Source organism: Streptomyces sp. MZ04, from assembly GCF_004684775.1.
Classification (GTDB): Bacteria; Actinomycetota; Actinomycetes; order Streptomycetales; family Streptomycetaceae; genus Streptomyces.
Genome location: NZ_SRIC01000326.1, coordinates 1 through 8,656, shown reverse-complemented (window position 1 = coordinate 8,656; position 8,656 = coordinate 1). Strand labels below are relative to the sequence as shown.

8 protein-coding genes and 1 pseudogene are annotated in these 8,656 nt (G+C 72.6%); 7 read left to right on the top strand and 2 right to left on the bottom strand.

The window, feature by feature from the left end; translation table 11 throughout:
• The first annotated feature begins 16 nt into the window (after positions 1-16).
• The 6 genes and pseudogenes from E2651_RS37790 to E2651_RS37765 all read left to right on the top strand — a co-directional run bounded on the left by E2651_RS37790 (position 17) and on the right by E2651_RS37765 (position 5,457).
• Positions 17-1,172: pseudogene (locus tag E2651_RS37790) on the top strand (ABC transporter substrate-binding protein).
• Positions 1,173-1,214: 42 nt separating this feature from the next.
• Positions 1,215-2,060 carry an ABC transporter permease subunit gene (locus tag E2651_RS37785; RefSeq protein WP_135335798.1) on the top strand — a complete coding sequence of 282 codons (846 nt, stop codon included), beginning with the start codon at positions 1,215-1,217 and terminating at the stop codon, positions 2,058-2,060.
• A 14-nt stretch (positions 2,061-2,074) separates the two neighbouring features.
• Positions 2,075-2,920, top strand: a complete 846-nt coding sequence (locus E2651_RS37780; RefSeq protein WP_135335797.1) for an ABC transporter permease subunit — start codon at positions 2,075-2,077, stop codon at positions 2,918-2,920.
• On the top strand, positions 2,917-3,996 hold the full coding sequence (locus tag E2651_RS37775) for an ABC transporter ATP-binding protein (protein WP_135335795.1): 1,080 nt from the start codon (positions 2,917-2,919) through the stop codon (positions 3,994-3,996). Before E2651_RS37780 ends, E2651_RS37775 begins: the two co-directional genes overlap by 4 nt.
• Complete coding sequence (locus E2651_RS37770) at positions 3,993-4,643, top strand: HAD family phosphatase (RefSeq protein WP_245239471.1); 651 nt, start codon at positions 3,993-3,995, stop codon at positions 4,641-4,643. The genes E2651_RS37775 and E2651_RS37770 overlap by 4 nt, the downstream gene beginning before the upstream one ends.
• A 61-nt stretch (positions 4,644-4,704) precedes the next feature.
• Entirely contained in the window at positions 4,705-5,457 is a 753-nt protein-coding gene (locus tag E2651_RS37765) for a GntR family transcriptional regulator (RefSeq protein WP_135335794.1), read from the top strand.
• Between the two features lie 50 nt (positions 5,458-5,507).
• Here E2651_RS37765 and E2651_RS37760 read toward each other — a convergent pair whose 3' ends face one another.
• Together E2651_RS37760 and E2651_RS37755 are read right to left on the bottom strand one after the other, a co-directional pair.
• The gene (locus E2651_RS37760; protein ID WP_135335793.1) at positions 5,508-6,059 is read right to left on the bottom strand and encodes a phosphonate degradation HD-domain oxygenase; all 552 of its coding nucleotides are present in this window, start codon (positions 6,057-6,059) and stop codon (positions 5,508-5,510) included.
• Positions 6,056-7,201, bottom strand: a complete 1,146-nt coding sequence (locus E2651_RS37755) for a TauD/TfdA family dioxygenase (RefSeq protein WP_135335792.1) — start codon at positions 7,199-7,201, stop codon at positions 6,056-6,058. The genes E2651_RS37760 and E2651_RS37755 overlap by 4 nt, the downstream gene beginning before the upstream one ends.
• A 265-nt stretch (positions 7,202-7,466) precedes the next feature.
• Between E2651_RS37755 and E2651_RS37750 the strand changes: the two genes are divergently transcribed.
• A complete protein-coding gene (locus E2651_RS37750; protein ID WP_135335791.1) occupies positions 7,467-8,336 on the top strand; it encodes an IclR family transcriptional regulator in 870 nt (289 codons plus the stop codon).
• Positions 8,337-8,656 lie beyond the last annotated feature (320 nt).

Genomic DNA, 8,656 nt, shown 5'->3' with positions numbered 1-8,656 from the left:
GCCCCCAGGAGCCCCTGTGACCGCCCCTCGCACACGCACCGCCGGTCTCGCCCTCACCCTGGCCGCATCGGCCTTCGCGCTCGCCGCCTGCGGCGCGGCCCCGGACACCGAGACCGTCGGCGCCGACGGCAAGAGCCTCGCCACCGCCGGTTCCGCGAAGGAGGCGGGCGGCATGGACGCGCTGGTCGCCGCGGCGAAGAAGGAGGGCACGCTCAACGCGATCGCCCTGCCGCGCGACTGGGCCAACTACGGGGCGATCATCGACGGCTTCAGTAAGAAGTACGGCATCAAGGTCGCCGTCGAGAACCCGGACGGCGCGAGCCAGGACGAGATCAACGCCGTGAAGACCCGCAAGGGGCAGGACCGCGCGCCCGACGTGCTCGACCTCGGCGGGGCGTTCGCGCAGGCCGCGGCGGCCCAGGGCATCACCGCGCCCTACCGGGTCGAGGCGTACGACAAGATCCCCGAGGGGCAGAAGGACGCCGAGGCCCGCTGGTTCAACGACTACGGCGGCTATGTCTCGATCGGCTGTGACGCCGAGCGCGTCAAGCACTGCCCGCAGACGTTCGCCGATCTCCTGAAGCCCGAGTACAAGGGCAAGGTCGCGCTCAACGGCAATCCCACCAAGTCGGGTTCGGCCTTCGCCGGGGTGTACGCGGCGGCGCTGGCCGACAAGGGGTCGTTCGACGACATCCAGCCCGGCCTCGACTTCTTCGCGAAGCTGAAGAAGAACGGCAACTTCAACCCCCGTGGAGTCCACCCCGGCGACCGTCGAGAAGGGCGAGACGCCGATCAGCATCGACTGGGACTACCTCAACGCGGGCTACGCCGACCAGTTCAAGGGCAAGGGCGTCGACTGGAAGGTCGCGGTCCCCTCGGACGGCGTCTACGCCCAGTACTACTCGCAGGCCATCAACAAGGACGCCCCGCACCCGGCGGCCGCCCGCCTCTGGCAGGAGTACCTCTACAGCGCCGAAGGCCAGAACCTCTGGCTGAAGGGGTACGCGCGCCCGGCCCTGATGACCGCCATGGAGCAGGACGGCACCCTGGACAAGCAGGCCGCAGCCAAGCTCCCCAAGGTCTCCGGCACCCCGAAGTTCCCCTCCGAGCAGCAGACCGACAAGGCCAAGCAGACCCTCTCCGAGGGCTGGGCCAAGGCGATCGGGGGCTGATCGGTGAGTCAAACTGAAGCGCCCCGTAAGGGGCGCGGGGAGCTGCGCGCCCAGCCACGACAGACCCGCAGCCGCACAGCAAGCCTCGCCGCCCTCCCCCTCCTCCTCTTCGTCACCCTCAGCTTCGGCATCCCCGCCATCGCCATGCTCGACGGCGCCCTCACCACAGGCGACTCCTACGGCCTCGGCAACCTCAGCGCCTCCGTACAAGGCGCCTACTGGACCGCACTCCTCGGCAGCGTCAAGCTGTCGGCCCTCACCGCGGCCGTCGGCTCGGTACTCGGACTGCTGCTCGCCCAGGCGGTAGTGACCTCCCGCAGCCGCGCGCTGCGGGAGGCCGTCCTCACCGCGTCCGGCGTGCTCGCCAACTTCGGCGGGGTGCCCCTCGCCTTCGCCTTCGTCGCCACGCTCGGCAACGCGGGCGTACTCACCACCAAGCTGGGCCTCGATCAGCACGGCTGGAATCTGTACAGCTTCTGGGGACTCGCCCTGACGTACCTCTACTTCCTGATCCCGCTGATGGTCCTGACCGTGGCGCCCGCGCTCGACGGGCTGCGTCCGCAGTGGCGGGAGGCGGCCCTCAGCTCCGGGGCGAGCGCCTGGCAGTACTGGCGGCACGTCGGCATCCCGGTCCTTCTGCCCACCCTGCTCGGCGGGTTCGTGCTGCTCTTCGGCAGCGCCTTCGCCTCGTACGCCACGGCCGCCGCGATGGTGGGCAGTTCGGTGCCGCTGGTGACGATGCAGATCGCCGACGCGCTGTCCGGCAACGTCCTCATCGGCCAGGAGAACGTGGCGCTCGCGCTCAGCCTCGACATGGTCGTGGTCGCGGCGCTGGTGATGGCCGTGCATCTGCCGCTGCAGCGAAGGAGCGCCCGATGGCTCGCCTGACCCCCTCGGCCCGCATGACCCACGCGGTCCACCCCGTACGCCCCTGGCGCGCGCTCGTCCCGCTCATCGCCGGGGCGTACTTCCTGGTGCCGCTGCTCGCCTCCGCGCTGTTCACCCTGGACGTGCCGGGGCAGGGTTTCACCCTCTCCTCGTACACCCGGATCTTCGCCGCCGAAGGCTTCACCACCAGCCTGCTGCTCTCGCTGGGCCTGGCCCTCGCGACGGTCGCGCTCGCGCTGCTCCTGACCGTGCCCGCCGCCGTCGCCGTGCGTCTCTCGGGCGACGGGCGGCTACGGGCCGTGCTCGAAGTGGTGACGACGCTGCCGCTGGTGGTGCCGCCGGTGGCGCTGGCCGCCGGGATCGGGACGGTCCTGAAGTGGGGGCCCGACCACCTCTCGCGGACGCCGCTCTACCAGACCTTCGTGGCCGTACAGAATCCGCGGTTCCCGTTCGTACTCGTCCTCGCGTACGCCGTGATGGCGCTGCCCTTCGTCTACCGCGCCCTGGACGCGGGCCTGCGCGCCGTCGACGTGCGCACGCTCGTCGAGGCCGCCCGTGACCTGGGCGCCTCCTGGCCGCGGGCGCTGCTCGGCGTGGTGCTGCCCAATCTGCGCACGGCCCTCCTGAACGCCTCGTTCCTCGGACTCGCCCTGGTCCTCGGCGAGTTCACCGTGGCGCAGCTGCTCGGCTTCCAGCCGTTCGCGGTGTGGATCGTGCAGGCATCGGGGTCCAACGCCCAGCTCTCGGTGGCGGTCTCGCTGCTCGGCCTGCTGCTCACCTGGGTGCTGCTGCTCGCCCTGACGGGGCTCGCCCGCAAGCGTCGTACCCATCGTCGTACGAAGAAGGAAGTCGGCTCATGACCACCGCTCCCCCGCGCACCACGGCTCCCGCGCGCACCGGCGCCGCCCTGCGGATCCGCGGGCTGCGGCGCGCCTTCGGCTCCGCCGTCGCCCTCGACGGGCTCGACCTGGATGTGGCGCCCGGTGAACTCCTCGCCCTGCTCGGCCCTTCCGGCTGCGGGAAGACCACCGCGCTCCGGGTCCTCGCGGGCTTCGAGCGGCCGGACGCGGGCGAGGTGCTGCTCGACGGCGACGACATCGTCCCGGTGCCGGCGAACCGGCGCGACACCGGCATGGTCTTCCAGTCGTACAGCCTCTTCCCGCATCTGAACGCTGCCGACAATGTCGCCTTCGGTCTGAAGATGCGCAGGACGGGTCCCGCCGAACGCCGGTCCCGTGCCGCCGAGTTGCTGGACCTGGTCGGTCTGCCCGACCACGGCTCGCGCTTCCCGCACCAGCTCTCCGGCGGCCAGCAGCAGCGCGTCGCGCTGGCCCGCGCGCTCGCCCTGCGGCCACGCCTGCTGCTCCTCGACGAGCCGCTCTCCGCGCTCGATGCCCAGGTCCGGGTGAACCTCCGCGAGGAGATCCGCCGCCTCCAGCTGGAGCTCGGCATCACGACGGTGTTCGTCACGCACGACCAGGAGGAGGCCCTGTCTTTGGCCGACCGGGTCGCGGTGATGCGCGCGGGGCGGCTCGAACAGTGCGCCGCCCCGGCCGAGTTGTACGACCGTCCGGCCACCGCCTTCGTGGCGGGGTTCGTCGGCACCATGAACCGTATTCCGGGGCGGGTGACGGGCGAGGGACAGGCCGAAGTCCTGGGCGCCCGGCTGCCGTTGGACGGCGGCGGCTCCGGTGCGGCGGCGCGCGACGCGGTGTTCCTGCTGCGGCCCGAGGCTCTCGACGTCCGTCCCGGTGACGACGGCCCGGACGTCATCACCGCGAGCTCCTTCCACGGGGCGAGCACCCGGCTGCTCATCCGCCTCGCCGACGGCACGGACGTCAAGGCCGATCTGCCCTCGCACGCCGTGTCGGCGCTCGGCGCCGGCACCCGGGTCACCGTGCGGCCGCAGGACCGGCCGGTCCTGGAGGCGGTGTGAGCGGCGAGCGGCTGAGCGCGGTCCTGTTCGACATGGACGGCACCCTCGTCGACACCGAGGAGGCCTGGGTGGAGACGGTCGAGAAGGTCGTCGCACGGTACGGGCACGCGCTGGTGGGTGAGGGGCGCCGCGCGGTGTTCGGGCGCGCGGTCGAGGACACGGCCGAGCTGCTGTACGAGACCGTCGGCGCCCCCCGCGAAAAGCTGGCCGCCGAGCTGGGTGCGGGCTTCGCCGCACGCGTGGCGGACGGAGCGGAACCCAGGCCCGGCGCCCTCCAACTCCTGGGCGAACTAAGGGAGTCGGGCATCCCGACGGCCCTGGTCTCGGCGTCGCCACGGGTCGTCGTGGACGGCGTCGCGGCCTCGCTCGGGCACCCCTTCGACGCGCTGTACGGCGCGGAGGACACCGCACGGACCAAGCCCGCGCCCGATCCGTATCTGGCGGCAGCGGCGGCGCTCGGCGCGGACCCGGCGCGCTGCGTCGCGGTCGAGGACACCGTGACGGGAGTGACGTCGGCGCGGGCCGCCGGGTGTGTGGTGCTCGCGGTGCCGTCGGTGGAAGCGATCTCGCCCGCGGGCGGCGTCACGGTGCTGGATACCCTGGAGGCGGCGGACGTGGCCCTGCTGCGTGCCCTGCTCGGCGACTGAGGCCGGGCGGGACCGCCCAGAAGCCCGGAAAGAACTGCCGAGATCGACCGAGGGGGTCCGTGTGCCCGGCGCATCGCCGCTCTACCGGAAGGTGGCCGCGGACCTGCGGACCGCCATCGCGGCGGGCGAGTACGGCTCGGGGGAGCGACTGCCCGCCGAGGACGAACTCGCCCGCCGCTACGGCGTGTCCAGAGGCACCGTCCGCCAGGCCCTCGCCGCGCTGCGCACCGACGGCCTGGTCACCTCGCGACGCGGCACCCGCCGGGTCGTGCTCGGCGGCGGCACCCGGCTGCAGAGCTTCGCCGAGCTGCGGTCCTTCACCCGCTGGGCGCGCTCGCTCGGCGAGGAGCCGGGCGGCAGAGTCGTCGCGCTCGACCCGGGGGACGCCACCGACGAGGAGGCGTCGCAGCTCCAACTCGACGAGGGCGCAAGGGTGTTCAGGGTTCGCCGGGTGCGCACCCTGTCGGGCACTCCGGTGATGGTGGAGCGCACGACCTACCCGGAGCACATCGGCGAGCTGGTCGCCGGGATGCCGCTGGACACCGTCTCGTACTCCGAACAACTGGAGCTGCACGGCGTCCTGTTCACCGACGCCCATCACACCATCGACCTCGCCGTCGCCGACGCGGACGACGCGGAGCTGCTCGGCTGCCGGGCCGGTGAGGCGCTGCTGCGGGAGCGGCGGCGCTCCACCGACCCGGCGGGGACGCCGGTCGAGTGGTCACAGGACCGGTATCTGCCGGGCACGGTGGCCTTCACGGTGCACAACTCGACGGCGACGAGCGCGCTCGGCCGACGGCTCAGCGAGCGGTGAGCTCAGCGGTCGGCGAGCTCAGCGGTCGGTGAGCTCAGCGGTCGGTGAGCTCAGCGGTCGGTGAGCAGTCCTTCGAGCAGCGGCCGGAAGTGGTCGAAGCCGGGGGTGTCCATGTCCGGGTCCTTGGCCTGCTCGTCCCAGCGCCGTACGGCGACGGCGTCCCGCGCCCCCGGCAGCGCCTCGAAGTCGCGTGCCTGCTCGGGCGTCATGGGCCCGCCCTGCACCCGCAGGGTGTGCACGGAGGCCTCCGAGAGCAGGTCGAAGTAGCCGGGTTCGGCGGTGCACAGATACCGCTTGGCGGCGACGTGCAGGCGGACAGGGCCGGTGACTCCCGGCCCGAACCACTGGTCGAGCCAGTCGGCCCCGGTGTGGCTGTGCCGGTTGTCGGTGCCGCCCTCCATCAGGTCGCGGCCCGTGACGGTGCCGTGGAAGTGCCCGATGTCGTGCAGGAGCGCGGCGGCGATCAGGTGCGGCGGCGCGCCCGCGGCCTCGGCGAGCGCACCGGCCTGGAGCATGTGCTCGGCCTGGGTGACGGCCTCGCCCAGGTACTCGGCACTGCCCTCGCCCTCGAAGAGTTCGGCGAGCCGGTCGACGGGGCTCATCGGCCGGCCTCCGTCTCGACGGACGAGCGGCGCAGGACCGCGAGGGTCGAAGCGAGGCTGTCGAGGTCGGCGTAGGTCCCCTGGAGGTGCCGGTCGCCGGACTCCTCGAAGGCCGTACGGGCGTGCAGCAGGCGGGTGTTGTCGAAGATGACGCAGTCTCCGGGCGCGAGCCGGAAGTCCAGCTGCAGCTCGGGCCGCAGCAGCAGCTCGCCGAAGCGGCGGTAGGCGCCGTAGAAGGCGTCGAGTTCCTCGGCGGGGGCGTGCAGGGTGCCGATGGAACGGTTGTTGAAGCGGATCTCGCGGATCCTGCCGAGCGGGTCGACGTCGATCAGCGGCCGCTCGGCCCGCAGTTCGGTCCGCGCGTCACGGAAGGCGAAGGGCACGGGCGTGCGGGTCAGGACCGCGAAGTCCTCCGGCGACTCCTCGCGCAGCAGTGCCGCCGCGTAGAAGCCGTCGACGAGCCCGGAGTCGCCGCCGACCGCCGCGTTGGCCAGGCAGTGCAGGAGCTGGAGGGTGGGGACCGGGTCGCGGTAGGGGTTGTCGGTGTGCGGGGTGATGCGGGCGCCGGTGAAGGCGAGGTTGTTCGGGTCGGCCTCGACGCGGACCTCGAAAAGCTCTCCGTAGTTCGTCTCGCGTACGAATCCGAAGGTCCGTGCCACGTCGAGGACTTGCCGGTCCTCGCGGGGCACCCCGCGCAGCAGGACGAAGCCGAGCCGGAGCACCTGCTCCAGGGCTCGGGCGCGGACCGCGGGCTCGGTGCTGTACGCCGCCCAGTCCGCCTCGGGGATCCCGACGCCCCGCAGCCGGCCGGCCGCCCACAGCTCCTTGCCGGCCTCGGTGCGTCCGTCGCCGCCGTCCCGCGCACCGGCGCCGGCACCGGGGCGGTGGGCGGTCAGCCAGGCCTCGGGGTAGACGGAGCGGTGGCCGTCGGGGGCCCAGGTGATCTCGCGGGCGGGGGCGCCGTCCGGGGTGCGGACGTCCCGCTCGGCTTCGATGCCGAGGCCGGCGGGCAGCTCGGTGATCTGGAAGAGCTTCTGGCCGTTGCGGGGGTTCCTGCAGCGCTCGCAGGGGCAGTTGTCGCGCAGCCAGAGGGCGGGCGGGGGTTCGTTCGGTGATACGGGCGAAAGAGTGGGCGCGGTCATCGGTGGGTCTCCTGCCGGTCGCGGCTCATCGAGTGCGGACTCAAAGTTGTATAGCCAACTTCTGGGCGGCTGAAGCCTGACAGTCAGGGATGAAGCCCCGGTTACGAAGGCATGGACGACGCCCCTTCACACCCCGCTCAACCTATTTCGAAAAGAAATACATCCCGGCCCTTCCCCCCACCCTTTCCCTCATGGCAAGGTCACCCCGAGGCCGCCAACGCGCCCGCAATGTCGCGGATGCGCACTGTCCCGTGGGAGCTCAGCCATGCCCCAGCAGACCCAGCAACCCCACCAGGCACCGCCCTCGCTTCTGGAGAAGGCCGCCCTCGTCCTCGGCGCCTTCGACGGCCCCGAGCCCCGGCTCTCGCTCACCGATGTGGTCCGCCGCTCGGGGATCCCGCGCTCCTCCGCCCACCGCATCCTCGATCAGCTGGTCCAGCTGCGCTGGCTGGACCGCGAGGGCCGGGACTACCGCATGGGCATGCGCATGCTGGAGCTCGGCGCGCTCGCCGCCCATCACAACCGGCTGCGCCGCGCCGCGCTGCCCCACCTGCACTCCCTGCACGAGTCGACCGGGCACCTGGTCCACCTCTCCGTGCTCGACGGCCCCGAGGTCGTCTTCCTGGAGCGGATAGGCGGCCTGGACGACACCTCCGTACCGTCCCGCGTCGGCGGCCGGATGCCCGCCCACTGCACGGCGTCGGGCAAGGCGATCCTCGCCTTCAGCGAGCCCGCGGCGGCCGAGCAGGTCATCGCCCGCGGACTGCGCCCGCGCACCCCGCGCTCGCTCGTCCACCCCATCGCCCTGCGCACCGAGCTCGCGGCGGCACGCGACCGGGGGTTCGCGTACGACCGCGAGGAGAGTGTGCGGGGCGTGGCCTGCGTGGCGGCGCCGCTGCGGGGCGCGGGCCGCGCGGTGGCCGCGATCTCCTTGTCCGGCAAGGGACTTCACCGGGACCTCGACCGCTTCGCACCCGCCGTACTGGCCTGCGCCCGCACCGTCTGGCGCGAGCTGTACGGCCCCGGGCGCGCCCGCCGCGCCGCCTCCGCACCGCCCCCCAGCCGCCGCCAAGACCTCTCCGAGCAGGCCATGGACAACATGATGGGCTGGCTGCGCACCAGCGAATGGATGTGACTTCAGTTGCTTCACCTGGGCGTCGCTGAGTGGCCGCGCTCGGGTAGCCCTGGGCGCGGGTGGCGATATCGCAGGCCCCGACCGGCACCGCAAGCCGCGCACGCACTGCGTCAATCGCCTGCGCCAGCTCCTGAAGGTGGGCGGTCTGGGCGCGGCGGGCCAGCGCCCACTGATCGTTGCTGCCCCTGGTGATGGTCCCCGCCCACCGCGACGACGAGTGCGCGGTCAACTCCCGCTTGCGCCGCGCGAAATCCTCCCGCCCGTGATCCTTCCCCGCAACCCCGACACCGAACGCACCGCCGCCGCCGCCACTACCCCAC